Origin of the sequence: Teichococcus vastitatis (genome assembly GCF_003604215.1) — a bacterium.
Taxonomy (GTDB): Bacteria; Pseudomonadota; Alphaproteobacteria; order Acetobacterales; family Acetobacteraceae; genus Pseudoroseomonas; species Pseudoroseomonas vastitatis.
The window spans coordinates 1-26579 of the sequence record NZ_QXGS01000001.1; the positions used below are offsets into that span (position 1 = coordinate 1).

General features: G+C 70.6%; 28 protein-coding genes, 1 other RNA gene and 1 pseudogene. 9 read left to right on the forward strand and 21 right to left on the reverse strand.

The features are described 5' to 3' along the window. Nucleotides 1-165 precede the first annotated feature (165 nt). From folP to D2K64_RS00070, 14 genes are all read right to left on the reverse strand, one after another. Nucleotides 166-1212, reverse strand: coding sequence for a dihydropteroate synthase (gene folP, locus D2K64_RS00005; protein WP_120005421.1), 1047 nt, complete (start codon nt 1210-1212; stop codon nt 166-168). A gap of 94 nt (nt 1213-1306) precedes the next feature. Next, nucleotides 1307-3232 (reverse strand): ATP-dependent zinc metalloprotease FtsH, encoded by a 1926-nt coding sequence (ftsH, locus tag D2K64_RS00010; protein ID WP_120006676.1) that lies wholly within the window; start codon nt 3230-3232, stop codon nt 1307-1309. A gap of 121 nt (nt 3233-3353) precedes the next feature. Continuing rightward, nucleotides 3354-4571, reverse strand: coding sequence for a tRNA lysidine(34) synthetase TilS (gene tilS, locus D2K64_RS00015; RefSeq protein ID WP_120005423.1), 1218 nt, complete (start codon nt 4569-4571; stop codon nt 3354-3356). Continuing rightward, nucleotides 4562-5419 carry a YbgF trimerization domain-containing protein gene (locus D2K64_RS00020; protein ID WP_120005425.1) on the reverse strand — a complete coding sequence of 286 codons (858 nt, stop codon included), beginning with the start codon at nt 5417-5419 and terminating at the stop codon, nt 4562-4564. The genes tilS and D2K64_RS00020 overlap by 10 nt, the downstream gene beginning before the upstream one ends. 124 nt (nt 5420-5543) lie before the next feature. Next, nucleotides 5544-6035: a peptidoglycan-associated lipoprotein Pal gene (pal, locus tag D2K64_RS00025; protein WP_120005427.1), complete on the reverse strand. Its 492-nt coding sequence runs from the start codon at nt 6033-6035 to the stop codon at nt 5544-5546. Nucleotides 6036-6175: 140 nt separating this feature from the next. Beyond that, the gene (tolB, locus tag D2K64_RS00030) at nt 6176-7543 is read right to left on the reverse strand and encodes a Tol-Pal system beta propeller repeat protein TolB (RefSeq protein ID WP_120005429.1); all 1368 of its coding nucleotides are present in this window, start codon (nt 7541-7543) and stop codon (nt 6176-6178) included. Beyond that, complete coding sequence (locus D2K64_RS24965) at nt 7540-8751, reverse strand: hypothetical protein (protein WP_120005431.1); 1212 nt, start codon at nt 8749-8751, stop codon at nt 7540-7542. The genes tolB and D2K64_RS24965 overlap by 4 nt, the downstream gene beginning before the upstream one ends. Before the next feature lie 21 nt (nt 8752-8772). Further along, entirely contained in the window at nt 8773-9285 is a 513-nt protein-coding gene (tolR, locus tag D2K64_RS00040; protein WP_120005433.1) for a protein TolR, read from the reverse strand. Between the two features lie 4 nt (nt 9286-9289). Further along, on the reverse strand, nt 9290-10009 hold the full coding sequence (gene tolQ / locus D2K64_RS00045; RefSeq protein WP_120005435.1) for a protein TolQ: 720 nt from the start codon (nt 10007-10009) through the stop codon (nt 9290-9292). 56 nt (nt 10010-10065) lie between these two features. After that, nucleotides 10066-10503: a YbgC/FadM family acyl-CoA thioesterase gene (locus tag D2K64_RS00050; protein WP_120005437.1), complete on the reverse strand. Its 438-nt coding sequence runs from the start codon at nt 10501-10503 to the stop codon at nt 10066-10068. Continuing rightward, nucleotides 10503-11525 carry a Holliday junction branch migration DNA helicase RuvB gene (ruvB, locus tag D2K64_RS00055; RefSeq protein ID WP_120005439.1) on the reverse strand — a complete coding sequence of 341 codons (1023 nt, stop codon included), beginning with the start codon at nt 11523-11525 and terminating at the stop codon, nt 10503-10505. The genes D2K64_RS00050 and ruvB overlap by 1 nt, the downstream gene beginning before the upstream one ends. A gap of 89 nt (nt 11526-11614) precedes the next feature. Further along, nucleotides 11615-12238 (reverse strand): Holliday junction branch migration protein RuvA, encoded by a 624-nt coding sequence (gene ruvA / locus D2K64_RS00060; RefSeq protein WP_120005441.1) that lies wholly within the window; start codon nt 12236-12238, stop codon nt 11615-11617. Then, nucleotides 12235-12747, reverse strand: a complete 513-nt coding sequence (gene ruvC, locus D2K64_RS00065; protein ID WP_120006678.1) for a crossover junction endodeoxyribonuclease RuvC — start codon at nt 12745-12747, stop codon at nt 12235-12237. The genes ruvA and ruvC overlap by 4 nt, the downstream gene beginning before the upstream one ends. A 12-nt stretch (nt 12748-12759) precedes the next feature. Beyond that, complete coding sequence (locus tag D2K64_RS00070; RefSeq protein WP_120005443.1) at nt 12760-13509, reverse strand: YebC/PmpR family DNA-binding transcriptional regulator; 750 nt, start codon at nt 13507-13509, stop codon at nt 12760-12762. Between the two features lie 292 nt (nt 13510-13801). Between D2K64_RS00070 and D2K64_RS00075 the strand changes: the two are divergent. The 4 genes and pseudogenes from D2K64_RS00075 (at nt 13802) to D2K64_RS25290 (ending at nt 15552) form a co-directional block, all read left to right on the forward strand. Continuing rightward, a pseudogene (locus D2K64_RS00075) lies at nt 13802-14316 on the forward strand (cytochrome b). 139 nt (nt 14317-14455) lie between these two features. Then, the gene (locus tag D2K64_RS00080) at nt 14456-14656 is read left to right on the forward strand and encodes a hypothetical protein (RefSeq protein ID WP_120005445.1); all 201 of its coding nucleotides are present in this window, start codon (nt 14456-14458) and stop codon (nt 14654-14656) included. Nucleotides 14657-14833: 177 nt separating this feature from the next. Beyond that, entirely contained in the window at nt 14834-15106 is a 273-nt protein-coding gene (locus tag D2K64_RS25285; RefSeq protein ID WP_238383920.1) for an ArsR/SmtB family transcription factor, read from the forward strand. After that, on the forward strand, nt 15106-15552 hold the full coding sequence (locus tag D2K64_RS25290) for a hypothetical protein (protein WP_238383921.1): 447 nt from the start codon (nt 15106-15108) through the stop codon (nt 15550-15552). Before D2K64_RS25285 ends, D2K64_RS25290 begins: the two co-directional genes overlap by 1 nt. Nucleotides 15553-15556: 4 nt before the next feature. Here D2K64_RS25290 and D2K64_RS00090 read toward each other — a convergent pair whose 3' ends face one another. The 5 genes from D2K64_RS00090 to D2K64_RS00110 all read right to left on the reverse strand — a co-directional run bounded on the left by D2K64_RS00090 (nt 15557) and on the right by D2K64_RS00110 (nt 17722). Continuing rightward, nucleotides 15557-16378, reverse strand: a complete 822-nt coding sequence (locus tag D2K64_RS00090) for a TIGR00282 family metallophosphoesterase (RefSeq protein ID WP_120005447.1) — start codon at nt 16376-16378, stop codon at nt 15557-15559. Nucleotides 16379-16387: 9 nt separating this feature from the next. Next, nucleotides 16388-16990, reverse strand: a complete 603-nt coding sequence (locus tag D2K64_RS00095; RefSeq protein WP_120005449.1) for a 5-formyltetrahydrofolate cyclo-ligase — start codon at nt 16988-16990, stop codon at nt 16388-16390. Then, nucleotides 16977-17131, reverse strand: a non-coding RNA gene (ssrS, locus tag D2K64_RS00100) — 6S RNA. Before ssrS ends, D2K64_RS00095 begins: the two co-directional genes overlap by 14 nt. Before the next feature lie 10 nt (nt 17132-17141). Next, on the reverse strand, nt 17142-17468 hold the full coding sequence (locus D2K64_RS00105; protein ID WP_120005451.1) for a cell division protein ZapA: 327 nt from the start codon (nt 17466-17468) through the stop codon (nt 17142-17144). 2 nt (nt 17469-17470) lie between these two features. Further along, nucleotides 17471-17722, reverse strand: coding sequence for a hypothetical protein (locus tag D2K64_RS00110; RefSeq protein ID WP_120005453.1), 252 nt, complete (start codon nt 17720-17722; stop codon nt 17471-17473). A gap of 172 nt (nt 17723-17894) precedes the next feature. On the opposite strand from D2K64_RS00110, the gene D2K64_RS00115 reads away from it, so the two are divergent. From D2K64_RS00115 to thiE, 3 genes are all read left to right on the forward strand, one after another. After that, on the forward strand, nt 17895-18338 hold the full coding sequence (locus D2K64_RS00115) for a hypothetical protein (RefSeq protein WP_162306132.1): 444 nt from the start codon (nt 17895-17897) through the stop codon (nt 18336-18338). Nucleotides 18339-18491: 153 nt separating this feature from the next. Beyond that, nucleotides 18492-19412, forward strand: a complete 921-nt coding sequence (locus tag D2K64_RS00120; protein WP_120005457.1) for a class I fructose-bisphosphate aldolase — start codon at nt 18492-18494, stop codon at nt 19410-19412. Between the two features lie 4 nt (nt 19413-19416). Continuing rightward, complete coding sequence (gene thiE / locus D2K64_RS00125) at nt 19417-20055, forward strand: thiamine phosphate synthase (RefSeq protein WP_120005459.1); 639 nt, start codon at nt 19417-19419, stop codon at nt 20053-20055. 19 nt (nt 20056-20074) lie between these two features. On the opposite strand, the gene D2K64_RS00130 is transcribed toward thiE, so the two are convergent. Continuing rightward, nucleotides 20075-20764: a glutathione S-transferase family protein gene (locus D2K64_RS00130; RefSeq protein WP_120005461.1), complete on the reverse strand. Its 690-nt coding sequence runs from the start codon at nt 20762-20764 to the stop codon at nt 20075-20077. 5 nt (nt 20765-20769) lie between these two features. After that, nucleotides 20770-21498: a glutathione binding-like protein gene (locus D2K64_RS00135; RefSeq protein ID WP_120005463.1), complete on the reverse strand. Its 729-nt coding sequence runs from the start codon at nt 21496-21498 to the stop codon at nt 20770-20772. 245 nt (nt 21499-21743) lie between these two features. Here D2K64_RS00135 and D2K64_RS00140 point away from each other — a divergent pair, with 245 nt between their 5' ends. Continuing rightward, nucleotides 21744-23945, forward strand: coding sequence for an EAL domain-containing response regulator (locus D2K64_RS00140; protein WP_120005465.1), 2202 nt, complete (start codon nt 21744-21746; stop codon nt 23943-23945). Nucleotides 23946-23981: 36 nt separating this feature from the next. Next, nucleotides 23982-26537: a hybrid sensor histidine kinase/response regulator gene (locus tag D2K64_RS00145; protein WP_120005467.1), complete on the forward strand. Its 2556-nt coding sequence runs from the start codon at nt 23982-23984 to the stop codon at nt 26535-26537. The last annotated feature ends 42 nt before the right edge of the window (nt 26538-26579 follow it).

The window sequence follows — 26579 nt, forward strand, 5'->3', positions numbered from 1 at the left end:
CGCAGCGCCGTCGACGCATCCATCGGCGCACGATTGGCAACACCCCGGATCCCATCCGTGCCAAACAGCCGGCGCTCCGCGTGAGACATTGCTGGCATTCCCTTTGAAACGACGTCGCAGAAAAAGTGATCTAGCAGCTTATCCGGAACGGCTCCGAGGTTCCGCTCAGACCTCGCCCAACCGGCCCTCGACGCAGGCCCGCCACATGCGCAACGCCTGCACCGTCTCGGCCACATCATGCACCCGCAGGATGGCAGCGCCACCACCGGCGGCAGCCTGTGCCACCGCCAGGCTGCCGACCAGCCGCTGCGATGCCATTTCCACATCGGTGACGGTGCCGATGAAGCGCTTGCGCGACGCGCCCACCAGCACGCGGCAGCCGATGCCGGCCAGCAGCGGCAGCCGTTGCAGGATGAGCAGGTTCTGCTCGGCGGTCTTGCCGAAGCCGAGGCCGGGATCGATGGCGATGCGGCCGCGCGGAATGCCCAACGCCTCGGCGGTCTCGACGCGCTGCCGCAGGAACCGGGCCACGTCCAGCACCGGGTCATCATAATCGGTCGCCGAATGCATCGCCTTCAGCTCCAGCGCGGGCATGTGCATCAGCACCACGGGGGCACGGGCCTCGGCCACCGCGCGGGCGGCACGCGGATCCTGCCGCAGGGCGGTGATGTCGTTAATGATCTCGGCGCCCGCATCCAGCACGGCCTGCATGGTGGCGGGATGGCGGGTGTCGACGCTGACCACGGCGGCCTTGGACAATTCACGCACCACGGGGAGGATGCGGGCGATCTCCTCCTCCGGCGTCACCGGCGCGGCGCCGGGCCGGGTGCTCTCGCCGCCCACATCCAGCATGTCGGCACCTTGTTCCAGCATGGCGTGGCCGGCCGCGATGGCGGCGCCGGCATCCGCCCACTGCCCGCCATCCGAGAAGCTATCGGGCGTGACGTTGACGATCCCCATCACCAGCGGCCGGTCGGCGGGAAGGCCGGCGAAGGGCAGCGGCCGCCGGGTCAGCAGGCCGAGCAGCGGGCTCCAATGCTCCGGCAGATCCCGCGCCGGATGCAGGCCGAGGTCACCGCCGTCCTCGATCAGCCGCACCAGGGTGAAGGCGGTCGGCCCGCCGGCGAGCGGCAGGGCATGCCCGTCCCGCACCGCCTGGAAGGCAACAGGACCGTGCAGCAGTGATACCGGCTCGATCCATCGTTCCGTCATTCCGCCGATCCCCAGATGCGAAAAAGGCCCCGTCGCCGGGGCCCTTCTATCGCATCGCACGGCCGCACCGCCAGAAGGGGCGGCCGCCCCGGGATCAGGTCCCCGGCTGCGGCGCCGGGTTGCCGAACCCGCCGCCCGGCCGGGTCGGCCGGCCAGAGGTCGGCACGCTGCCCCGTCCCGACGGCACCGGCTCGTCCGGCCGGTTGCGCACTACGGGCTCGCCCTTGATGACGTTGCGGATCTCATCGCCGGACAGCGTCTCGTGCTCCAGCAGGCCCTTCGCCAGCGCATGCAACTCGTCGATGTTGGTCTGCAGCGTGTGCTTGGCGCGGGCATAGGCATCGTCGATGATCGAGCGGATCTCGCTGTCGATCTCGCGCGCCGTTGCCTCCGAGATGTTCTTCGACTGCGTCACCGAATGACCGAGAAATACTTCCTGATCGTTGGAGCCGTAGGCGATCATGCCGAGCTTCTCGCTCATGCCCCATTCGGACACCATGCGGCGGGCCTGGTCGGTCGCCATCTTGATGTCGCCCGAGGCGCCGTTGGACACCTTATCGGCGCCGAAGATCAGTTCCTCGGCGACGCGGCCGCCCATCGCCATGGCGAGTTCCGCCTTCAGCTTGGACTTGTGCTTGGAATAGCGGTCGCCGGCCGGCAGGGACATCACCAAGCCCAGCGCACGGCCGCGCGGGATGATGGTGGCCTTGTGCACGGGATCGCATTCCGGCTCATGCATGGCGACCAGGGCGTGGCCGGCCTCATGATAGGCCGTCATTTTCTTCTCATCATCCGACATGACCAGCGAGCGCCGCTCGGCGCCCATCATGACCTTGTCCTTGGCCATCTCGAACTCGTGCATGCCCACCGTGCGGCGGCCACCGCGGGCGGCCAGAAGCGCGGCCTCGTTCACCAGGTTGGCGAGATCGGCGCCCGAGAAGCCCGGAGTGCCGCGCGCGATGGTCTTCGGATCGACGTCGGAGGCCAGCGGAACCTTGCGCATGTGCACGCGCAGGATCTTCTCGCGGCCCATCACGTCAGGGTTCGGCACCACCACCTGCCGGTCGAAGCGGCCGGGGCGCAGCAGCGCCGGGTCCAGCACGTCCGGACGGTTGGTGGCGGCGATCAGGATCACGCCCTCATTCGCCTCGAAGCCGTCCATCTCCACCAGCATCTGGTTGAGGGTCTGCTCGCGCTCATCATTGCCGCCGCCGAGGCCGGCACCGCGGTGCCGGCCCACCGCGTCGATCTCGTCGATGAAGATGATGCAGGGGGCATTCTTCTTGCCCTGCTCGAACATGTCGCGCACGCGGGAGGCGCCGACGCCCACGAACATCTCAACGAAGTCGGAACCCGAGATGGTGAAGAACGGCACGTTGGCCTCGCCGGCGATGGCGCGCGCCAGCAGCGTCTTGCCGGTGCCCGGCGGGCCCACCAACAAGCAGCCCTTGGGGATCTTGCCGCCGAGGCGCTGGAACTTCTGCGGGTCGCGCAGGAAGTCCACGATCTCCTCCAGCTCGCCCTTGGCTTCCTCGATGCCGGCCACGTCCTCGAAGGTGACGCGGCCCTGCTTCTCGGTCAGCAGGCGGGCGCGGGACTTGCCGAAGCCCATGGCCCGGCCGCCACCGCCCTGCATCTGCCGCATGAAGAAGATCCAGACGCCGATCAGCAGCAGCATCGGGAACCAGGACAACAGGTAGTGGAAGAGCGGGTTGACATCGCTCTCCTCCGGCCGCGCCACCACGCGGACGCCCTTGTCGGTCAGCTTGCTGACCAGGGTCGGGTCCTCGGGGGTGTAGGTCGAGAAGGAGCGGCCATCCGACAGCTGACCGGTCAGGGTGCGGCCCTGGATGGTGACATCGCGGACGCGGCCGCTATTCACCTCGTTCAGAAAGTCGCTGTAGGCAACCTGCTGGCCGTTCTGGCGGGTGGAGGAGGAAGGCTGGAACAGATTGAAGAGCGCCACGAGCAGCAGCGCCACAATCACCCAAAGCGCCAGATTGCGGCCGAAATTGTTCACCTGAGGGTTCCCATTCGTGTGCCAGCCGGCGGAGAGGTGCCGGCCTGCGCTGAATGCAAGATAGGGTGCCTCGCGCCGTTCTGAAACACCGGCCTGCATCCCATCTTGCAACCTTGTCACTTTAGCCGAGAAGCGGCCCGCCTGCGGGATCAAAATCCAAGCAGCCGGGCTCCGTCAGCGGCGGCACGGCCTCCAGCCTGCCGTCCCGCCAGAGCGCCGGCAGCCCGCTCAGCACCAGGGCCGGCAGGCCGCGCCGCCGCCCACGGGGCAGGTCCGATGCCGCCACGCCCAGCGCCCCGATGCTGAGGCCCGGCCGGGGCGCACCACGCAGCCGCCAGCGCCGGTCCCAACGCCGGTCAGGGACGGCGGGGACCGGCGCGGCGCAGCCCGACGGCTCGCGGCACAACAGGCCCTCCCGCCACAGGACGCCGCCCAGCGTGCCGCCGCCGCGCCGCCGCAGCGCCCGCACCGCTCCGGCGGCCGGAGCGTGCTCGGCCCCCGCGACCAGCCGCAGCAGCGCGGCCAGCGCCTCGTCGGCCAGCGCGCCCTCGCCCAGCGCCGCCGCATCGAGCCGCACCCAGCCTTCCGGCATCAGGGTCGCCGCGCTTGTCAGGCACTCGGCGAGCGCGCGGCGGCGCGCAGCGCGGCGCAGGGCAAAGGCCGCGCCTGCCTCGGCCAGCGCGGCCACGGCCGGGCCCTGCCCCCCCGGATCACCCAGCGCCTGGCGCAGCCGGACCCGGGTGAACCGCGGATCCGTGTTTGAAGGATCACGCAGCGGAACGATCCCGCGGGCGGCCAGGGTTGCTTCCAACCGCGCGGGCGGCACCCCCAGCAGCGGGCGAAGAAGCAACGCGGAAGCAGTCGGCCGCAGCGCCGCCATGCCCGCCATTCCGGCCCCGCCGCTGCCCCGCAACGCGCGGAACAGCACGGTTTCCGCCTGATCCATGCGGTGGTGGCCCAGCAGCAGCCATGGCCGCCCCTGTTTCGCACAACAATCCAGCAAGGCGGCCAAGCGGGCGTCGCGGGCACGCTCCTGCAGGGCTGCGCCCCCGGCCAGATCAAGAGCAATCAGCTGCGCCTCGACGCCCGCATCACGTAGGGTGCGGATCGTCCATTCCGCTTCGGCGGCGCTGCCGGAACGCAGGCCGTGGTCGGCCACCATCCCCACCACGCTTCCGCCGCGGGCCTGGGCGAAATCCTGGGCCAGCAAGGCCAGGGCCAAGGAGTGCGGCCCCCCTGACACCCCTGCCGCCAGACGCGGTGCCGGCCCGAACGGACCCAGCGGCGCCATCAGCGCCGCGAACTCGGCGGGGCCGAGCGGCTCCGCCGTCAGCGGCAATTGCCTCGCTGCCGCGCCTCGGCGGCGCGGCTGGCGAGGGAGCCGGACAGGCGCGGGAATTCGGAACGCAGGTCGGCCAAGGTGGCGCAGGCCTCGCGCGTGGCGCCGAAGCCCAGGAAGGAATTGGCCAGGCCGAGCAGCGCTTCCGGCGCCCGGGCGGCGCCGCGGTTGCGGCGATAAGCGTCATCATAGGCCAGCGCCGCGTTCTGGAAATCACGCTTTCCGAGCAGCGCATCGCCCAGCAGCAACTGGGCATCCTGGGCGCGGGCGGTGTTGCGGGCGGCGATCACCTCCCGCGCGGCAGCCTCGGCAGCGGAATAGTCGCGTCGGCCGAGCGCCGCCTGGCCTTCGGCGATGGCGCGCTCGGCGGTGCGCGGCGCGTTGCCGGCTGGTGCCGACGCGGTCGCCGGCGCTTCGCTGCGCTGCGGCGGCCGGGGCGTTTCGGCCGGGCGGGAGGAAGCGCCGCCGCCGCCCTGCTCCATCTGTTGCAGGCGGTAATCGACATCGCCCTGCAGCTTCTCCAACGCCTGCTGGGTGGTGCGCACGCGGTAGTCGGATTCCTGCAGCTGGCCGCGCAGCCGGCGGACCTCCTCCTCCAGGGTGCCGACGCGTTCCAGTAGCTGCCCGGTCAACTCGCCGCCGCCCGCACCCGGGCGACCTTGCGGCGCCACCGGAACCGGCGCCGCATAGCCGCCGCCACCGGAGCGGCGAAGCATGTCAAGCTCTTGCCGCAGCTGAAGGATCTGGTTCTGCAGCGCGATGCCCTCGCGGCTGTCCATCTGCGCCCAGGCGGGCGCCGCGCCGAGCAGCGGCAGCAAGGGCGCCATCAGAAGGATCTTGCGAAGCATCGGCGGTTTCCCTCTCCGCGGGATCGGAACACATGAAACGGCGAAACGGCGGCGCCCGGTTCCGGGTGCCGCCGCTTCTCTCAATCGGCCGACGCCGCGTCAATGCGGGACGGCGCGATGATGCTTAGCGCACCACCGTGACGGCGCGGCGGTTTTGCGCCCAGGCATCCTCGGAGGAGCCCAGCGCCGCCGGACGGTCCTTGCCGTAGGAGATGGTGCTCAGGCGGGCCGAGGATACGCCGGAGGCCACCAGCACGTCGCGCGCCGCGTTGGCGCGGCGCTGGCCGAGCGCCAAGTTGTATTCGCGTGTGCCGCGCTCATCAGCATGGCCTTCCACGGCAACCTGCACCTGCGGGTACTGGGCCAGCCAGGACGCCTGACGCTCCAGCGTCGGACGCTGGTCGGCGCCCACCGAGGAGCTGTCCAGCGCGAAGAAGACGCGATCGCCGACATTGGCGACCAGATCCTCCTGGCTGCCGGGGCGCACGGCGCCGGCACCCATCATGCCGGTGCCGCCGGTCGCACCGGCGCCGGTGGCGGCGCCCGAGGTGTCCTCGCTGGCACAGGCGGACAGCAGGGCAGCGGCGGCAAGTGCGCCGAGAAGCTTGGTATTCATCGCGCGACTCCTGTTAGCAGGGCGAATTACCGCTGCGGTTACGCTTGGATTGAGGCAGGTTCAAGGCATTTAAACCAGCGCGCACGGAATGGTTACTCTGCCGAAACTGCAAACCTCCGGTTGAGTTGCGGCTACCGGCCTCACGAGGACAGCAAGGGCGACCAACTCGGGTCGGTGGCATCGGTGGGCGTGATCACCTGCCGCTCATTGAAGCCGGCGATGTCGATCATGGCCAGACGCGCCGAATAACCGCCACCGCGCGAGTCGCGGGCCCGGGTTTCGCGGTAGAAGGTCAGCACCCGGCCGTTCGGCGCGAAGCTCGGGCCTTCCATGGACCAGCCTTCCGACAGGATGCGCTCGCCCGAGCCGTCGGGGCGCATCACGCCGATGCCGAAGCGGCCGCCGCCCATGCGGGTGAAGGCGATCAGGTCGCCGCGCGGAGACCAGACGGGCGTGGCGTAGCGGCCATTGCCGAAGGAGATGCGGCGCACCCCGCCGCCATTCGCATCCATCACGTAGATCTGCTGGTCGCCGCCGCGATCGGAGTTGAACACGATCTGCGAGCCGTCCGGCGAATAAGAAGGCGACACGTCGAGGCCGCCGCCGGAGGTCAGCTGCCGTTCCCGGCGCGACGCCAGATCCACCACGAAGATGTTGGCGTCGCCGCCGCGCGCCGAGGACAGCACCACCGAGCGTCCGTCCGGCGAGAAGCGCGGCGACAGGGTCATGCCCTGGAAGTTGCCCAGCACTTCCTGCCGGCCGCTGTTCAGGTCGAACAGGTAAACCCGCGGCTGGTTGTTGTTGTAGGACATGAAGGCGATCTGACGCGCATTCGGGTGAAATCGCGGCGTCAGGGCCTGGAAGGTGCCGTCGGTCAGGAAGCGGTTGTTCTCGCCGTCCTGGTCCATGATGGCGAGGCGCCGGGTGCGGCGGTCGCGCGGGCCGGACTCCGCGACGTAGACGATGCGGGTGTCGAAATAGCCCTTCTCGCCCAGCATGCGCTCGTAGATCACGTCGGAGATGACGTGCGCGATCTGCCGCCAGTTATTGGCCGCAGCGGTGTAGGCGGTGCCCTGGAGCTGCTGCTCCGAGTTCACTTCCCACAGCCGGAACTCGATGCGGGCGCGGTCGCCCTGCGGTTCGGCACGGCCGGTGACCAGGGCCTGGGCGCCGATCACCCGCCAGTCCTGGAAGCGCGGCGCGCCCGCGGCGGCTTCCGGCGTCTGGATGTAGGCTTCCCGCGCCACCGGGCGGAACAGGCCCGAATTGCGCAGGTTGTTGGTGATCACCTGGGTGATGTTCTGTCCCAGCCGCTGCGCATCCGGCGAGGAGCCGGCGAAGTTTGGCAGTGCGATCGGGATCGGATCGGTGCGGGCCCGGTTGATGTCGATGACCTGGCCCGCCGTGGCGGCCGGCGCCTGGGCGCGGGCCAGCGAGGACGCCCCGAGCAGCCCGGCACCGCCCAGCAGGGCGACGCGGCGGGACAGGAGAAGGTTCGGCTGGTTCATCGGACGAGACCCTTCGGATTGAAGCGGAAGGTGGCACTGGCGAGGGAGGGAATCTTCTCGCGAGGGATCGGCAACGGGCTGCATTTGGGGTCCAGCAGCGCGCGGCGCGCACTTTCATACACTGCCCGAGCACGGGGCTCCGACGGAACACCGCCGGCGGACCGCACGTTGCGGATGGTGCCGCCGCCGTCGATGTCCACCCGCAGCTCCACCGTGATCTGGTCGAGCCCGAGCATGCCCGCATCCACTGACCAGCATTCGCTGATGCGGTCGGCGACGCCCCGCACCTCGCCCTGGGTCAGCAGCGCGTTGCCGGTGGGGGTGCCGCCGCCGGTCGCGGTGCGGCCGGCCTGCGGCGCCGGCCGGGCGGCGGGCGCCTGCTGCTGCTGTGCCGCCCGCAGCCGTTCCAGCGTCGACAACACGGAGGTGGAGCGCTCGGCGGTGCGCGGCGGCGGCTCGGTGCGGCCGGTGCCCGCTTGCTCGCTCGGCCTCGGCGGCGGCGGCGTGGTGGAAGGCTGTGTCGGGGTCGAGCGCGGCGGGTTTGCCGGCGCGGGCTGCTGCTGCGCCTGCTGCGAGGGGCGTTCGGGCCGGGCTGGTTGCGGCGGGGCGGGTGGCGCAGGGGCCGGCGGCGGCGGCATGGGCAAGGGCGGCGAAGGCTGCGGCTGCTGCACCGGCTGCTGGCGCTCCGGCGGCGTCGGCATCGCATCCGGCACGGCAGCCGGTGGCGCCGGCGCGGGCGGTGGCGGACTCGGCAGCGGCGGCACAGGCGCGGGCGGTGGTGGGGCCGAGGGCGCCGGGGTCGGCGGGCTGGGCGCAGGCGTCGGCGGAGCAGGTGTCGGCGGAGCAGGTGTCGGCGGCGCCGGGATGGGCGGCGCGGGTGTGGGCGGCGCGGGTGTGGGTGCCGGGGCGGGCGGTGGCGGAGGCGGCGGAGGCGGCGGCGATGGCGGCGTCGGGCGCGCTTCCGGCTCGGCCGGAGCATTGGTGGTCGGATCGGGCTCGGGTTGCGGCGCTGGCGGCGCCGGCAGCGGCAGGGGCTGCTCGGCCTGGGCGATCTGCGGCGCCGTGTCGGGGGTGACGAACTCCACCGGCACCGCTTCCTGCGGCGGCGGAATGTCCCGCCCCGGCAGTTTCAGCAGCAGCAGCAGGCCCAGCAGCACGTGCAGCGCTGCGGAAACACCGCCCCAGAAGCGAAGGCCATGACGGGCCATGGTGATGCTGTCCGTTCGGCCTTAGCGGCGCGGCTGCTGCGGCTCGGCAGGGCGGGCACCCTGCGGCACTGCGGCAGCCGGCCGGCCGGAAGGCTGCTCGGCCAGCAGCGCGACCTTGGTGAAGCCGGCGCTGTTCACCGTGCCCATCACCTCCATCACCCGGCCGTAGTTGATGCCGCGGTCGCCCCGCACGAAGATGCGGCGCTCCGGCTGGCCGGCGGGCTGGGCGTCGATGATGGCGCGCAGCTGCGGCACCAGGTTCTCCAGCGGCACCTCGGTTTCCTGAAGAAAGATGTTGCCCTGAGCGTTAACCGAGATGGTCAGTGGCTCGGTCTCCTGGTTCAGCGCGCTCGCATTGGTTTTCGGCAGGTCGATCGGCACACCCACCGTCATCAGCGGCGCCGCGACCATGAAGATGATCAACAGCACCAGCATGACGTCGACCAGCGGCGTCACGTTGATCTCGGCCATGGCGCGATAGCGGCCGCGCCGGCCATGGCCGCCCGGGCCATTGCCCCCTGTGGACATGCCCATGGCGTCAGGCCCGTTCCTCGGCCTGTCGGCTCAGGATGGCGCCGAACTCGGCGGCGAAGCCCTCCAGGCGGGAGGCGAAGCGCGAAAGGTCGGTGGTGATCTTGTTGTAGGCCAGCACCGCCGGAATGGCGGCGACCAGGCCGATGGCGGTGGCGAACAACGCCTCGGCGATGCCCGGCGCCACCACGGCGAGGTTGGTGTTGTTCATGCCGGCAATGGCCGAGAAGCTGTTCATGATGCCCCACACGGTGCCGAACAGGCCGACAAAGGGACCCACCGAGCCGACCGAGGCCAGAAACACCATCCACCGCTCCATACGGTCCATCTCCCGCTGGATGGCGACGTTCATGGCCCGCTCGGCGCGTTGCTGCATGCCGGCGAGCTGGACCTCGCTGCCCTCGGGGCGGCTGCCGCTGCGTTCCCATTCGCGCATGGCGGCGCCGAACACGGCGGCGATCGGATGGGTCGGGCGCTCGCCTTCCTGCTGGTGCAGCGCATCGAGGCTGCCACCGGACCAGAACTTGTCCTCGAAGGCATCGGCCGCACGGTTGACCCGGCGGATGGTGGTCACCTTCTCGAACACCACCGCCCAGACCCAAACGCTGGCGGCGAGCAGCCCCAGCATCACCAGCTTCACCACCCAGTCCGCCTGCAGAAACAGGCCCCAGAGGGAAAGATCGTGCGCCACCTGGCCGAGGTTGGACGCACTCACGCTCTCACCCACGGCAATCTCCTTCAAAGGCCCCGCGCCATGCCGGGCGGGGCGAAGCATTCACTTGGTCAACCGGAGCCCGGCTCCAGCGCCGCCTGCAGGGCGCCGCGCCACGGCTCGGGGATCGCCAGGGGGCGCATCCCTTCCGCGCGGACGCAGACCAGCCCCACCTTGAGCCGGGCTCGCACCCCACCGCCCTCCGCGACAATGTCCTGGCCGAGATCAACCGAGGCGCCGCCCAGGCGGCGCACGCGAGTCTCCACCACCAGAGCGTCATCGAGGCGTGCGGGCGCGACATACTCTACTTCTACGCGCCTTACCACGAGCAACGAAGCGTGACGTTGAATCATAAGTTGATGCGGCAAATCCATGGCCCGCAAGGATTCTGTCCGCCCCCGCTCGGCCCAGCGGAGATAGGTGGCATGGTAGGCGATGCCCCCCGCATCGGTGTCCTCGAAATACACCCGCACCGGCCACCGGTGCGGCCATGCGGCGCCGCCCGGCATCACAGATCCCCCAGCAGGTCCGACTGCCCGCCGGCCGGTGGCGCCAGCCCGAGATGCCGCCAGCCGAGGTCGCCCAGCACCCGCCCGCGCGGGGTGCGCAGCACGAAGCCTTCCTGGATCAGGTAGGGTTCCACCACCTCCTCCAGCGTGTCGCGGCCCTCGGCCAGCGCGGCGGCCAGCGTCTCAACACCCACCGGGCCGCCATGGTGGTGCTCGGCGATACGGCGCAGGTAGCGGCGGTCCATCATGTCCAGGCCGCGCCGGTCGACTTCCAGCCGGTTCAGCGCACCGTCGGCCATGGCACGATCGGCCACGTGGCCCGACACCAGGGCGAAGTCGCGCACCCGGCGCAGCAGCCGGCCGGCGATCCGCGGCGTGCCGCGGGAGCGGTTGGCGATCTCCTGCGCGCCTTCCTCGCTCAGCGCGAAGCCCAGCTTCTGGGCCCCGCGGCGGACGATCAGCAGCAATTCCTCCGGGGTGTAGAATTGCAGCCGCAGCGGAATGCCGAAGCGGTCCCGCAGGGGCGTGGCCAGCAGCCCGGCGCGGGTGGTGGCGCCGACCAGGGTGAAGGGCGGCAGGTCGATGCGCACGGTGCGCGCCGCCGGCCCCTCGCCGATGATCAGGTCGAGCTGGAAATCCTCCATCGCCGGGTAGAGGGTCTCCTCCAGCGCCGGCTGCAGTCGGTGGATCTCGTCCACGAACAGCACATCGCGCGGCTGCAGGTTGGTGAGGATGGCGGCGAGGTCGCCAGCGCGCTGCAGCACCGGGCCGGATGTGGCGCGGAACCCCACCCCCATCTCCCGCGCCACGATCTGCGCCAGGGTGGTCTTCCCGAGGCCGGGCGGCCCGTGCAGCAGCACGTGGTCCAGCGCATCGCCGCGCACGCGGGCGGCCTGGATGAAGATGGCGAGGTTCTCGCGCAGCGATTTCTGGCCGGTGAAATCATCCAGCGTCTGCGGGCGGAGGGTGGCCTCGGCGGCGTCCTCCTCGGAGCGGTGCGGATCGGAGATGCGGTCACTCATCGGCGGTACAGTGCGGGGAAAGCTGTTCCTCCGCACCCCCTTCTCGTTCTGTCAGGTCGGGACTGCGCGGCTCGGGGTTGCGCGGCCGGTCACCGGGGTGCCAGTTCCTTCAGCGCCTCGCGGATCAGCGGCTCCAGCGCCGCATCCTCGCCCAGCCGCTCGGCGACGCGGGCCACGGCCGCCACCGCTTCCGGCCGTTTCCAGCCGAGATTGGTGAGCGCCGAGATCGCCTCCGCCACCGCGCGGTCGGCGGGGGGAAGCTGCGCCGCCACCGTCATGGTGTTCGGCGAGAAGCCGGGGCCGGTCGGCATGGCGCCGACGCGGTCGCGCAACTCGGAGATCAGCCGGATCGCCAGCTTGGCGCCGACGCCCGGGGCGCGGCTCAGCGAGCCCTTGTCGCCGGCCATCAGCGCCCGCGCCAGATCGGCGGGGGCGAGGGTCGACAGCAGCGCCAGCGCCACCTTGGGCCCGACGCCCTGGATCGCCGTCAGCAGGCGGAACCAGTCCCGCTCGGAAGCATCGGCGAAGCCGTACAGGATGATGGCGTCTTCGCGCACCACCGTTTCCACCAGCAGCGCGCCGATGGCCGGCGCCTGCGGCAACGCCGCCAGCGTCCGGGCCGAGCAGGCCACCAGATAGCCGACGCCGTTCACGTCGAAGATGCAGCCGCCGTCGAAGGGCGTGTCCAGCGTGCCGCGCAGCTTGCCGATCATGCCGGAACATAGCCCCGGGCCAGGGCAAGGCGGCTGCCGCGATGGTGGGCGTGGCAGATGGCAACGGCCAGCGCGTCGGAAGCATCCGCTCGCTTCAGCGTGGCGCCGGGCAGCAGGCGGCGCACCATGTCGGCCACCTGCACCTTGTCGGCGTGGCCGGTGCCGACCACGGCGCGCTTCACCTCCATGGCCTGGTATTCGGCGACAGCCAGCCCCGCCAGCGCCGGCGCCAGCAGCACCACGCCGCGCGCCTGGCCGAGCTTCAGCGCCGCGCCAGGGTTCTTGTTAACATAGGTGTGCTCCACCGCCGCCTCCTCCGGCTTCCAGATGTCCATCAGCGCGTTCAGCGCCCGGTGGATCTGGCAGAGCCGCTCGGCCAGTGACAATTCGGTGGTGGTGGAGATCACGCCGTCGGCGATGTGGCGCAGCCGGTTGCCGCTGCTTTCCACAACTCCCCAGCCGGTGTGCTGGAGGCCGGGATCAAGTCCGAGCAGCCGGACGGTCTGCATCATGCGGCCGGATCACTCCGCCAGCGCCGCGGCCACCGCGTCGGAGACCTCGAAATTGGCGGTCACGGCCTGCACGTCGTCATGCTCGTCCAGCACGTCGATCAGCTTGAGCACGGAGCGTGCCTTTTCCTCGTCCAGCTCCACGGTGACGCTGGGGCGCCATTCCAGCTTGGCGCTCTCGGCGGGGCCGAACTTCTCCTCCAGCGCGTCGCGCACGGCGAACAGATCCTCCACCGCGGTGGTGACGTCGTGGCCGTCCTCGCCGCTGGCCACGTCCGCGGCACCGGCCTCGATGGCGGCTTCCAGCATGGCATCGGCGTCGGCGACATCGGCCGGGTAGCGGATGGCGCCGACCCGCTCGAACTGAAAGGCCACCGAATTGGTCTCGCCCAGCGCGCCGCCGTACTTGGAGAAGGCGGAGCGGATGTCGGAGGCGGTGCGGTTGCGGTTGTCGGTCAGCGTCTCGACGATCACCGCGACGCCGGCCGGGCCGTAGCCCTCGTAGCGGACCTCCACGTAATCCTCGCCGCCGGCCGCGCCGGTGGCCTTCTTGATGGCGCGGTCGATGGTGTCCTTGGTCATGTTGGCGACGCGCGCCGCCTGCACCGCCGAGCGCAGCCGCGGATTGGCAGACGGGTCGGGCAGGCCCTGCCTCGCGCTGACCGTGATCTCGCGGATCAGCTTGGCGAAGATGCGCGCCCGCTTGGCGTCCTGCGCACCCTTGCGGTGCATGATGTTCTTGAACTGGGAATGGCCGGCCACGCGGTGCTCTCCGGGATTCTCGTGATGTTCCGGGCTGATCCGGCCCCTATACCGCCGCGCGCGTCGCGAAGCGAGAGGGTGGCTGGCCGCGCGCCTGCATCGCCGCACGCCGTGCCGGAGCCGCGCGGGAGGCGAGGTGACGGAGTGCAACAGCCACGCCCAGGCCTCTTCGCAACAGCAGCAAAGCACCGCACATGAAGCTTCCACATTCCCGATGGAGCATCCGGTGGCCCTTCGCTGGCGCGACACCCCCGAGGCCTACGGCCTGATCAGCCGTGCCCTGCACTGGAGCATGGCCGCATTGTTTGCCTGGCAGTTCGCCGGCATGGCCCTGCGCCAGCTCGGCATGCTGCCGCCGCTGGCCCATGTCATCCGGGGCAGCCACACCTCGCTGGGCACGCTGCTGCTGGCGCTGGTGCTGCTGCGCGGCGCCTGGGGGCTGCTCAACCTGCGCAACCGCCCGCCTGCCCCGACGCATGGGCCGGGGCGGCTGGCGACGCTCGGTCACCTGGTGCTCTATGCCCTGATGCTGCTGGTTCCGCTGCTGGCGCTGGCCCGCGCCTATGGAGTTAACCGGGCCTTCAGCCCGTTCGGCATCCCCTGTTCAGCGGCATCCAGGGCGAAACGCCCTGGATGGTGGCCGCCGGCAACGCCTTGCACGGCGAGCTGGCATGGCTGCTCCTGGCCCTGATCGGCGGACACGTGATGATGGCGCTGGCGCATCGATGGCTGTGGCGGGGCGACGTGATCCACCGCATGGCGGGTTCGGGAAGCCCCGCCACGTCCGGCGGGCACCACTGGGCCTAGCTGGCGGCGGCCCGCCCGCTCCCCTCTCCCGCACCGGTCAATCGTGGCGCGCATGTCTCGATCGGCCGCAACCCCTGGTCAGTGGCTCCCTTGCCCGCCCTGAGCCAGAAAGCGCTGGCTTCATCGGGAGTCGAACAGTATGGGCATCCGCGTCATCGAGACCCGGAGCTATGACAGCTACCGCATCCAGATCTGCGAGCAATCGAGCGCGGGTTGGCTGGTGCGGCTCTACGCGCAGCGCGGGCAGCGCGGCCATGACATCCGGTGCTTCACCACCGACGCCGCGGATGGTCTGCCGGCGCTGCTGGTCCAGGCGGAGCGCGAAGCCACCCGAAGCTGAGCACGCGACCGCCAGGAGTTGGCTGGCGGGGCGCGCCTCGCGCTGCACCTACCTTGAAGACACAGGATGCTGGTGACCGTCCCGGCTCCACGGGAGCGGGATCGGCGAGGGCCGGCCCCGCCGATGCTTCAGTCATGCCCGAAGCGTCGGCCGCCAAGTTGCGCTAGGCTCCCGTTCATGCCGAGTTCATCCGTCCTGAGCACCGCGGCCTTGGCCAAGACCGCCGCCCTGATCGGCGATCCGGCCCGTGCCAACATGCTGGGAGCGCTGATGGACGGCCGCGCCCTCACGGCCGGCGAACTGGCCGCCGTCGCCGGCGTGGCGCCGCCCACCGCCAGCGGCCAACTGGCGCGGCTGGTCGCCGCCAGGCTTCTGGCGCAGGAACGGCAGGCCGCCACCGCGATCATCGCCTCGCCTCGCCCGCCGTGGCGCAGATGCTGGAAAGCCTGATGTCGGTGGCCGCCGGCGCGACGCGCCCGCCGCGTCCGGTGCGGGTCGGCCCCAGGGATCAGGCCCTTCGCCGCCTGCGCACCTGCTACGACCACCTCGCCGGGCGCATTGCCGTGGCGATGGCCGACCGCATGGTGGAGCGCCGCGAGCTGGAGATAACGGCCGATGGCGGGCGCCTGACGGAGAGCGGGGCGGCCTTCCTGGACACCCTTGGCGTGACGCTGCGGCCGGGCGCACCGGAAGGCCCGAGGGGCCGCATCTTCTGCCGGCCCTGCGTGGATTGGAGTGAGCGGCGGCCGCACATCGCCGGGGCGCTGGGCGCGGCCTTGTGCGAATGCTGCGTTCGCCACAACTGGGTCCGGCGCCAGGAGGGATCGCGCGCCCTGGCGATCACCCCGGCGGGCGACCGGGCGCTGCGCGAATTCTTCGGCCTCGACGCCGGCTGAAGCCTCAGACCGCCGGCAGGGCCGGCGCCAGCAGACCACCCAGCCGCACCGGCTCGACCCGCTGCGCCAGGCCGGTGGCGTCGTCGGTTTCCACGAACGCCCCGGACAAGGTGGCGGGACCCTCGGCGGGGGCGAGCTTCTCGCCCGGCACCTTTTTCCAGAAGCGCAGCGCGGCGCCACCCTTCTGCATGCCAATGACGCTGTCATAGTCGCCGCACATGCCGGCATCGGTCATGTAGGCGGTGCCGTTCTCCAGGATGCGCTGGTCAGCGCTCGGCACGTGGGTGTGGGTGCCGACCACCAGGCTCACCTTGCCATCGAAGCTGTGCGCCAGCGCCATCTTCTCGGAAGTGGCCTCGGCATGGATGTCGATCACGACGGCCTGCACCGTGCCGCCGGCGCCCATGCTGTGCTGCGCCAGAACCGCCTGCACGGCGCGGAACGGATCGTCCAGCGGCTCCATGAACAGCCGGCCCATGGCGTTGATCACCAGCGCCTTGCGGCCGCCGGGAACCTCCACCACCGTGGCGCCGCGGCCGGGCGTTCCCGGCGGATAGTTCAGCGGCCGGATCAGCCGCGGCTCGCCGTCGATGAAGCCGATCAGCTCCTTGCGGTCCCAGGAATGGTTGCCGAGCGTCAGCACGTCGGCGCCGGAGCCCAGGAAAGTACGCACCATGTCGGGCGATACGCCGAAGCCGTGGCTGGCATTCTCGGCGTTCACCACCACGAGATCGGCCTTCAGCCGGGCGCGCAGGCCCGGCAATTCGGTGGTCAGCGCGTCACGGCCGCTGCGGCCCACCACGTCGCCCAGAAACAGGATGCGCAAAGCTCGAAACTACCTTTTCAGCGAAATGAACCCGGCCTCGGTGGCGATAGCCGACAGCGGGGCGTCATGCGGCCCGACCGGCACCGCCGGCACCTCCTGCCCCGCATAGCCGATGCCGATCGCCACGGCCCCGGGCCAGGCGGCAATGGTCCGGTCGTAATAGCCGCCGCCATAGCCGAGCCGGAAGCCGCGCCGGTCAAAGGCCAGCAGTGGCACCAGCAGCCAGTCGGGCCGCACCGGATCGCCCGGCGCCGCCGGCACGGAAGTGCCGAAGCGGCCGGCCACCAGCGCCTCGCCCGGTGCCCAGCGCTGGAAGATCAGGGGAAATCCACGCCGCGGCGTGACCGGCAGGGCCAGCCGGCAGCCGGCACAGTGCAGCATCTGCAGCACGGGCCGGAGGTCGATCTCCTCGCCCATGGGCCAGAAGCCGCCCACGAGTGCGCCGGGCGGGATGCTGGCGGCCAGAAGGTTTCGCGCCAGCGCCTCCCCCGCACCCGGAACAACAAGGGCGGCGCGACGCGCCAGCGCCACACGGCGCTGCGCCGCCTTCTGGGCGGCCAGTTCCGGCGGATCGGATGTCACATCATTGGAAATGGAGTGCGGAGCCGCCATGGCCGTCGGCGTATTATCCTCCTAAGGCCTGCGTTAGCAGGTGGGCGCCAGATAGCCGAACCACGATCCGGCCAGAGCCAGCTCCCGGAGGATGCTTATTGGCCCCAGGGATAAGTTGCCCAACGCACCGGGCAGCCCCGCGACACAACATTTAGGGACGCTCGAGCGACGCCGCAATGCCCTCGATCCGTTCGGCCACGCGGCCCAGCCGTTCCGCCAGGGCGGGATCGGCCGGCGCAGCGCCGCCCATGCCGGAGCGGGCGCGGGACAGCTCGACGCGCAGGTCGTGGATCTCGTCCGCCAGCAACAGCGCCGCCAGCAGCAGCAGCCGGCTTTCGCCGAACTGCCCGCCCATGGCGCGGATCGAGGACACACGGCGGTCCACATCCGCCGCAAGCGCGATCAGGTGGCCTTCCTGCCCGTCCTCGCAGGAAACGGGGTGGGTGTATCCGCCAACACGGACCGTGACTTGACCCAAGCTCAGCTCCCCTTCTGGTTGTCGGGCGGCAGGGCGGTGGCCTGTTCCGCCGGCTCATCGCCTGGTTCGGCGCCTTCGAGTTCCGCCAACGCGCCGCGCAGCCGCTCCAGCGTGTCATCCAGCCGGGTCGACAGCGCCGCCACCGATTCGGCCGACACGCCGGAAGCCCCGGCCGGATTGGCGGCCAAGGCGGCCGCCAGCCGTTCCACTGCCCGTTCCAGCCGGCTCGCGGCCTCGCTCACCGCATCACTCATGCTGCCGCCTTTGCCTGCGTCATAATCTTCCTGGCATGAGGCTTTACGCGGCGGCCACATCCAGGGTCAACGGCAGCCGCCATCGCAGCAGCGAAAGCGTGACGGGGAATCGATGGAATCCGAGGCGGAAATCCGGCGAAGCAGCCCAGCGCCGCGCCCATGGCCGCGTGGCGTGGTGATTCGCAGCGCCGCGGAGGCGGCTTCAGCCCTTCGCGTGGCCACCGAGCTCGGCCTGAACGGTTCGCTGCCCCTGCTGTCCCTGCCCCTGCTGTCTCTGCCCGGCGCCGGGCTGTGGCTGGGACCCGGCCTGTTCCTGACCCTGGTGCAACGGGCCGCCGCGGCGCAGCCACTTGTGTCACCATGGCCGGTGCTTGATTGCGCCGACGCACCTGGGCACGCCCTGGCGGCGCTGCGCGGCGGCGTCGCAGCGGTGGTGCTGGACCCGGACGCGCCCGGCTACGCCGCGGTGGCCGCCGTTGCCGCCGGGCTGGGCGGAACGCTGCTCCCCCGGGCACCGCCGGCAGCGGGACCGTTCGCCGCGGATCACCGGGAAACGCCTGCGCAACTGGCGGCCTGGCTGGAAGGCCGAGGTGACAGCAACAGGGACGTCAGGTAAAGCCGGCTCCGCGCCGGTTCCTGTCACCGGACGGCGCCACGGCACACAGGGAACGCTTCCGGGGCAGCACAACCCGGGCCCGGCATTCTCCGCTGGACTCCCCCTCCATCGGCGGGCCAGGACACGGTTCCCGGGCAAGGATAAGGACGCACCATGAAGCTGACGCGCCGCGTAAAGGAGATCCTCTCCTGGTACGAGAGCGACAATCCCGGCACCAAGGCCAATCTGGCCCGCATCCTGATGGAAGGAAAGCTGGGCGGCACCGGCCGGCTGGTGATCCTGCCGGTGGATCAGGGCTTCGAGCACGGCCCGGCCCGGTCCTTCGCCCCGAACCCCGCCGCCTATGACCCGCGCTACCATTTCGAGCTGGCGATCGAGGCGGGCCTTAACGCCTATGCCGCGCCGCTCGGCATGATCGAGGCAGGCGCCGCCACCTATGCCGGCGCCATCCCGACCATCCTGAAGGTCAACTCCTCCAACTCGCTTTCCACCACCAAGGACCAGGCGGTGACCGGCAGCGTGGCGGACGCGCTGCGGCTCGGTTGCTCGGCCATCGGCTTCACCATCTATCCGGGCTCGGAATACCAGTTCGAGATGATGGAGGAGCTGCGCGATCTGGCCGAGGAGGCGAAGTCGGCCGGCCTCGCCGTGGTGGTCTGGAGCTATCCGCGCGGCCCGATGCTGGACAAGGTCGGCGAAACGGCGCTCGACATCTGCGCCTACGCCGCGCACATGGCGGCGCTGATGGGCGCGCACATCATCAAGGTGAAGCCGCCCACCGAGGCGATCTCCCTCGACGCCGCCAAAAAGACCTACGAAAAGAACCCGGTGGACGGTTCCACCCTGGCCGGGCGCATCAAGCACGTCACCGATGCCTGCTTCGGCGGGCGGCGCATCGTGGTGTTCTCCGGCGGCGAGGCGGGCACGGCGGAGTCGATCGTGGAGATGGCGCGCGGCATCCATGCCGGGGGCGGCAACGGCTCCATCATCGGCCGCAACGCCTTTCAGCGCCCGAAGGCCGAGGCGCTGAAGCTGCTGTCCGACATCATCGCCGTCTATCGGGCGCAGGCCTGACGCCATGGCTGGCGGGGATGAAGGCTGCCGTCTGTACCTGATCACCCCGCCGGCGCTGGAGCCGCGCGCCTTCGCCGACACGCTGGCGCGGGCGCTGGATGCGGGCGACGTCGCGGCGCTGCAGTTGCGGCTGAAGGCGGTGGAGGAGGATGCGCTGCGGCGCGCCATCGACCTGCTGCTGCCGGTGGCGCAGTCGCGCGGCGTCGCGTTTCTGTTGAACGACCGGGCCGACCTCGCAGTGCGGCACGGATGCGACGGCGCGCATCTGGGCCAGGAGGATGGCGACCACGCCGCCGCCCGCAAGCTGCTGGGACCGGACCGCACCCTCGGCATCACCTGCCATGGCAGCCGCCACCTGGCGATGGAGGCCGGCGAGGCCGGCGCGGATTACGTGGCCTTCGGCGCCTTCTTTCCCACCGCCACCAAGCAGGCCGAGCACAGCGCCACGCCGGACGTGCTGGAATGGTGGACCGAGATGTTCGAGCTGCCTGCGGTGGCGATCGGCGGCATCAACGCGGAGAACTGCGCGCCGCTGGTGCGCGCCGGCGCCGACTTCCTGGCCGTGGTCGGCGCGGTGTGGAACCATCCGGAGGGCCCGGAAGCCGGGGTGCGGGCGATGAACGCGGCCATCGCCGCGGCCTGAGCCCCGGCCCCTGGAACCCTCAGTCGCCCAGCGCCGGGGTTGCGCGCGCCAGGCCGCCATAAAGGTCCAGCATCCGCTCGCGCCACAGGAAGACCGGGTCGTCCGCCGCGAGCAGGTCCAGGGGCGAGACCACCCTCGCCCACTGGAAGCCGCCGAACACCGCATGGTCTCGGTAATCCGGCGCGTCGCCCCCCAGGAAAGGCTGTTCCGATACCACCGCGCGCATCGGCCCGAGCTTCTGCCGGAATTCGGGAAGGCGCGCCTCCCGCCCGGCGGTGACCTCCGCCAGGGGTTGACCGAAGCGTGCCTCGCGGCTGCGGATGAAGTAGGCCTGCGCCGGCTCGTCCAGCAGCGGGGGGATGTCGCTGACGATCAGGCGCACCAGCGCGGCGTTCAGCACCCCGTCGGCCCAGGCCGTCACGAAGCGCGCCGCCGCCACGCCGGCCGGAAACAAGGCCGGCCGGTCGGGGTAGCGCTCCTCCAGATAGCGGGCGATGGCCCAGGAATCGGCCACGGCGCTGTCGCCATCCACCAGCACCGGAACCTTGTCCTGGCCGGAGAAGGCGATGGCCTCGCCTTCGGTAAAGCGCCAGACGGCGCAATCCGCCTCCAGCCCCTTATGCGCCAGCGCCATGCGGGCGCGCCAGCAATAGGGGGAGAAGCGGCGGGCCGGATCGGTGCCGGCCAGTTCGTACAGGCGGCGCACCATGCGGCTCAGCCGGCCTTCGGCGCGCTGGACGGGGCGGTGGACTGCGCCGTCTGGCCGAACAGCACGGAGCGCGAATCCTCGTTCACCGTGGCTGCCTGGCTGACCTGGGCGGCCAGGGCGTAGGCGCGCTCGGTGGCCGGCCGCGCCTTCACCACGGCGAACCAGCGGCCCAGATGGGGGAAATCCTCCAGCTTCTGGCCCTGCCGCTCATGCCGCGCGATCCAGGGATAGATCGCCATATCGGCGACGGAGTATTCAGCGCCGGCGACGAATTCGCGGTCGGCCAGGCGGCGGTCCAGCACGCCGTAGAGCCGGTTGGTTTCCTTGACGTAGCGGTCGATGGCGTAGGGGATCTTCTCCGGCGCATAGAGCGAGAAGTGGTGGTTCTGCCCGGCCATCGGCCCGAGGCCGCCCATCTGCCAGAACAGCCATTGCAGCACCTCAACCCGGCCGCGCACGTCGCCGGTGGGCGGAATGAAGCGGCCGATCTTCTCGGCGAGGTAGAGCAGGATGGCGCCGCTCTCGAACACCGGCACCGGGGCGCCGCCGCCGGCGGGATCATGGTCCAGGATGGCCGGGATACGGTTGTTGGGCGCAATGGCCAGGAATTCCGGCCGGAACTGCTCGCCCTTGCCGATGTTGACCGGGTGCAGCCGGAAAGGCAGGCCTGCCTCCTCGAGGAACATCGTGATTTTGTGGCCGTTCGGGGTGGTCCAGTAGTGCAGGTCGATCATGGCGCCGACTCCAAAATGGTCCCGGCGGCGCCGTCGCGGCGCATCCCGGTGGTTAGCGACGACGCTAGCCAGGGGATGGGGTCGCGGCAAGCGACGCCCGGAGCGCCCCCCGGCCGGCACTAGCGCATCTGGCGTGGCAGTCCCGGCTCCGCTACACGTTGGCCGTGTATCCTGATCCGCCTTTTCGGTCTTCCCGTGAAGGCGCGGGAGATGCGAAACTCACTAACCGCGGATCCCGGAGCGCCATGGCCACGATCCTGATCCTCGATGACAGAACAACGAACCGCAACATCTTTGCCCGGTTGGCGATGTCGTTGGGCCAGAATATCCGCGTCGAGGCGTTTGGCGAGCCCGAGGCCGCCCTGGTGTGGCTCCGCGAGAATGAAGCCGACCTGATCGTCACCGACTTTCGCATGCCCGGCATGGATGGTGCAGAATTCACGCGTCAGTTGCGTGCGGTTTCCCGCGGCCCGGCCGAGGCCGATATCCCGGTGATCGTGATCACCGCCTACAATGATCGTGCCTATCGAATGCGGGCCCTGGAAGCCGGCGCCACCGATTTTCTGCTCAGCCCGGTCGATCATTATGAATTTCTAACAAGAGCGCGAAATTTGCTGCGCATGCGTTGGCAGCAGCAATTGATTCTGGATCGCGCGGTGAACCTGGAACGCGAGCTGGAGCACAGCACCCGCTCGCGGGAGGAGCTGCTGCGCGACAGCCGCAATGCCCTGGCGCAGGTGATCGACACGGTTCCGGCGCTGATCAGCGCCACCGACAAAGATGGCCGCTGCGTGTTCATCAACGCGTCCCAGGCGCGCTTCAGCGGCTCCGATCCGGATTCGCTGGTTGGCCATGATATCTCCCTGATGCTGGGGCAGGCGCGGGCCGCCCGCTCCCGCACCCTCGACCAGCTGGTGTTCGAGACGGGCGAGCCGCTGCCGGCGCGAGAAGAGGAGGCGATCGGCCCGGACGGCACGCTGCGCTCCTTTCTGACCACCAAGGCTCCGCTGCACGATCGCGACGGCAAGGTCACGGCGGTGCTGACCACCTCCATCGAGATCACCGAGCGCAAGCAGGCCGAGCGCCGGCTCAGCCACATGGTGCACCATGACGCGCTGACCGGGCTGCCCAACCGGGCGCATCTGCGCGACCGGCTGCGGCGGGAACTGGCGCGCGGCCGGCGTGGCGACCATGTATTCGCCCTGATGTTCCTCGACCTTGACCGCTTCAAGGCGGTGAACGATGCCTACGGCCACCACCTGGGCGACGCGTTGCTGCACGACGCGGCGCAGCGCCTGATCGAGGCGATGCGGCCGGGCGACATGGTGGCGCGGCTCGGCGGCGATGAATTCGCCATCCTGCTGACCGACATCGCCGGGCAGGAGCAGGCGGAGGAACTGGCCGCCGAGGTGATGGCGACGCTATCCGCCCCGTTCCAGTTCGAGGGCGTCTCGCTGTCGGTCACCGCCAGCATCGGCATCACCCTGCATCCGCGCGACGGTACCGATCCCGACGAGTTGCTGCGCAATGCCGACCTCGCCATGTACCGCGCCAAGGCGGAGGGGCGGAATGGCTGGCAGTTCTTCGCCGTGACCATGGAGGCACGGGCGCGCGAGGTGATGCAGATCGAGGCCGATCTACGCCAGGCGTTGGCGCGCCGCGAACTGGTGCTGCACTACCAGCCGCAGATCGAGCTGCGCAGCGGCCGAGTGGTCGGTGTGGAGGCCCTGCTGCGCTGGCGCCGCAATGGTCGCCTGAGCGGGCCCGGCCCGTTCCTGGCGGTGGCCGAGGAAACCGGCCTGATCGGGCCGATCAACGAATGGGTGCTGGCCGAGGCCTGCCGCCAGGCCGCCGCCTGGGCCACCGAATGGAAGGCCGCCGGGGTGGAGCCGCTGCGCGTCGGCGTCAATCTTTCCCCCGTGCAGTTCCGCCGCCAGGATGTGCCCGCCCTGGTGCTGCGCGTGCTCGGTGAAACCGGTCTCGACCCGGCACTGCTCGACCTGGAGCTGACCGAGGGCATCCTGATGGATCAGGGCGCCGAGATGGCGGCCCGGCTGCAAAGCCTGCGGTCGCGCGGCATCTGCATCTCGGTGGACGATTTTGGCACCGGCTATTCCTCGCTCAGCTACGTCAAGAACTTCCCAGTCGACCGCCTGAAGATCGACCAGTCCTTCGTGCGGGGCATGACCACCGACGCCAATGACGCAGCCATCGTGCGCACCATCATCGAGTTGGCGCATGTGCTGCGCCTGCAGGTGGTGGCCGAAGGCGTGGAAACCGAGGCGCAGCTGGAAGCGCTCCGCGCCGAGGGTTGCGACGAGGTGCAGGGCTTCCTGTTCAGCGAGGCGGTGCCGCCGGACAGCATCGACGCCCTGCTGCGCGGCGATCCTACTGGCCCTTATCTAGCGGCCGGCGCCGCCCTGCGGAGCCCGGACAGCGGGCGGTGAGGCCATCATGGCGGTGATCGCTTCGAGGGGCGCGGGATGACCACAGCGGAGGGCCCGGCGCCGCGCCGTCCGGGGCTGCTGCGACGCAGCCTGGGGCGGATCACGGCGCGGCTGCGCGGGCGCTCCGACAGTGAGCACGAGATGAGCTTCAACCGGCTGGCCTTTGCCGGGATCATCGCGCTGGTGATGCTGTTCAGCACCTCGCCCGGCACCAGCACCGCCCTGCTGGTGCTGTTGACCCTGTACATCCCCCTGGCCTGCGGCATCCTGCTGCACATCGTGCTGCGCCCGGCGGCCAATCCGCGGCGCCGGATGGCCGCGCTGGTGCTGGATTGCGGCTTCCTGTCCCTGGAGCTGTATCTCGGCGGCGAGTCCGCCTCGATGTTCTTCGCGATCTATCTCTGGGTGATTTTCGGCAACGGCTTCCGCTTCGGCCTGAAGGCGCTCCACGCCTCGATGGCCTGTGCCATGGTGGGCTTCAGTGTGGTGATCCTAGCGTCGCCCTTCTGGTGGCAGCAGATCCACCTGTCGCTCGGGCTGTTGGCTAGCCTGTTGGTCTTGCCGGCTTATGCCGGGCGGCTGATCCAGCGATTGTCGCAGGCCCGGCAGCAGGCGGAAGCGGCGAGCAAGGCGAAGTCGCTGTTCCTGGCCGCGGTCAGCCACGAGCTGCGCACACCGCTGAACGCCATCATCGGTATGGGCGGGCTGTTGCGCGAAACCCGCCTCGACACCGACCAGGCCGAAATGGCGCGGACGGTGGACAGCGCCGCGCGCACCCTGTTGTCGCTGATCGAGGACGTGCTGAACCTGTCCCGCATCGAGGCGGGCCGCATGCCGGTCAGCCACGAGCCGTTCGAGCTGATGGAGTTGCTGGCCGAGCTGCGCAGCCTGCTCACCGCCCAGTGCAACGCCAAGGGCCTGCGGCTGAGCCTGCATGTCACGCCGCGCACGCCACCGCGGCTGGTGGGCGATCGCCGCCAGTTGCTCGAGGTGCTGATGAACCTCGCCGGTAACGCTGTGAAGTTCACCACCGAGGGCGGCGTCACCGTGGCCCTCGACGTGGCGCCCGATCCTGCCGCGAAGGGTCGCGCGCGCCTGTCGGTGGAGGTCTCGGACACCGGCATCGGCATCGCGCCGGACGCTCAGGGGCGGATCTTCGAGGATTTCACCCAGGCGGATGCCAGCATCATCAATCGCTTCGGCGGCACCGGGCTGGGGCTGGCCATCTGCCGCCGCATTGTTCAGCTCCTGGGTGGCGAGATCGGCGTGGTGTCGGCCCTCGGCACCGGAAGCACCTTTCACTTCCACCTCCCTATCGCCCCCGCGGACGCTGACAATATGGCGCGCCCCGCGGCCCTGGACCGGCTCAGCATCGTGGTGCTGGAGCCTGACGTGGCGCGGCGCCAGGTCCTGCTGCAGCGGCTGGGCAGCCTGGAGCCGGGCCTGCTGCGCGCCGCCGACGACACCGCCGTGGCGCTGCGCCTGCTCAACGGGCCGCAGGATGTCGGCGCGCCGCCTCCCCTGTTGCTGACCGGGCCGGACACGCCTCCGCCGGCGGGCTTCGATCCGTGCCGCTGCCTGCGGCTGGCTAGGGATGTCCCGGACGGTCTGCCGCCCGAGATGCGGCGGCGCGATTGCCTGTCGCTCCTGCCGGCGGATCCGCCGGCGGCGCTGCTGCGCGATGCGCTGCGCCTGGGCCTGCTGCTGGCCACGGCCCGCGGCCAGCTTCCCCCGCGCGTGGCGGAGGAGCCAGGCACGGAAGCGGCCGGGGCGCCGCCGCAGCGGCCCCTGCACGTGCTGGTGGCCGATGACAGCCCGGTGAATCGCCGCGTGCTGGACCGCATCCTCCAGCATGGCGGCCACAGCGCGGTGCTGGTGGAAGATGGCGAGGCGGCGCTCGACGTGCTGGAAACCTCGGCGGACAGCTTCGACCTGGTGCTGATGGACGTGAACATGCCGCGCATGGACGGGTTGGAAGCGACCAAGATGTTCCGCGTCATGGCCCTGGGTCAGGCGCACCTGCCGATCCTGGCGCTGACCGCCGACGCCACCGCCGATACCACCCAGCGCTGCAAGGCGGCCGGGATGGATGGCCATCTGACCAAGCCGGTACGGCCGGACGAGCTGCTCAGCGTCGTGGCGAACCAGGCGCGGGCGCCTCGCCGGCCTGGACCGGCCGTCTTTCCCGCGCCGCGGGGTGGCGCGGTGGTGGCCGAGATGGCCGCGCATCCCCGGTTTCGCCCCGCCAATGCCGTGCTGGACCCGGAAACCGTGGAAACGCTGCGCCAGCTCGGCGGCAACGACTTCCTGCGCGAGCTGGGCGAGGATTTCCTGCAAGATGCCGGACATCTGGTGGAGGCCATCGCCGAGGCGGCCGAGGCTGGCGATTCGGCGCGGTTCCAGGCGGAGGTGCATGCACTGCGCTCCAGCGCCGCCAATTTCGGCGCCGTCGCGGTGACGCGGCTCTGCGGCGAATGGCGCGGCCTGGAGCGGGAGGCCATGATGCGGCAGGGCCGTGCGCTGGCGGAGAGCGGCCGGGATGCGCTGGATCGGACCCGGACGGCGCTTCACGAGGAAGCACCACCCGGCTGAGCGCCGGCGGTGACGGCCAAGCCGACGAGCGGGGCGGCGCGG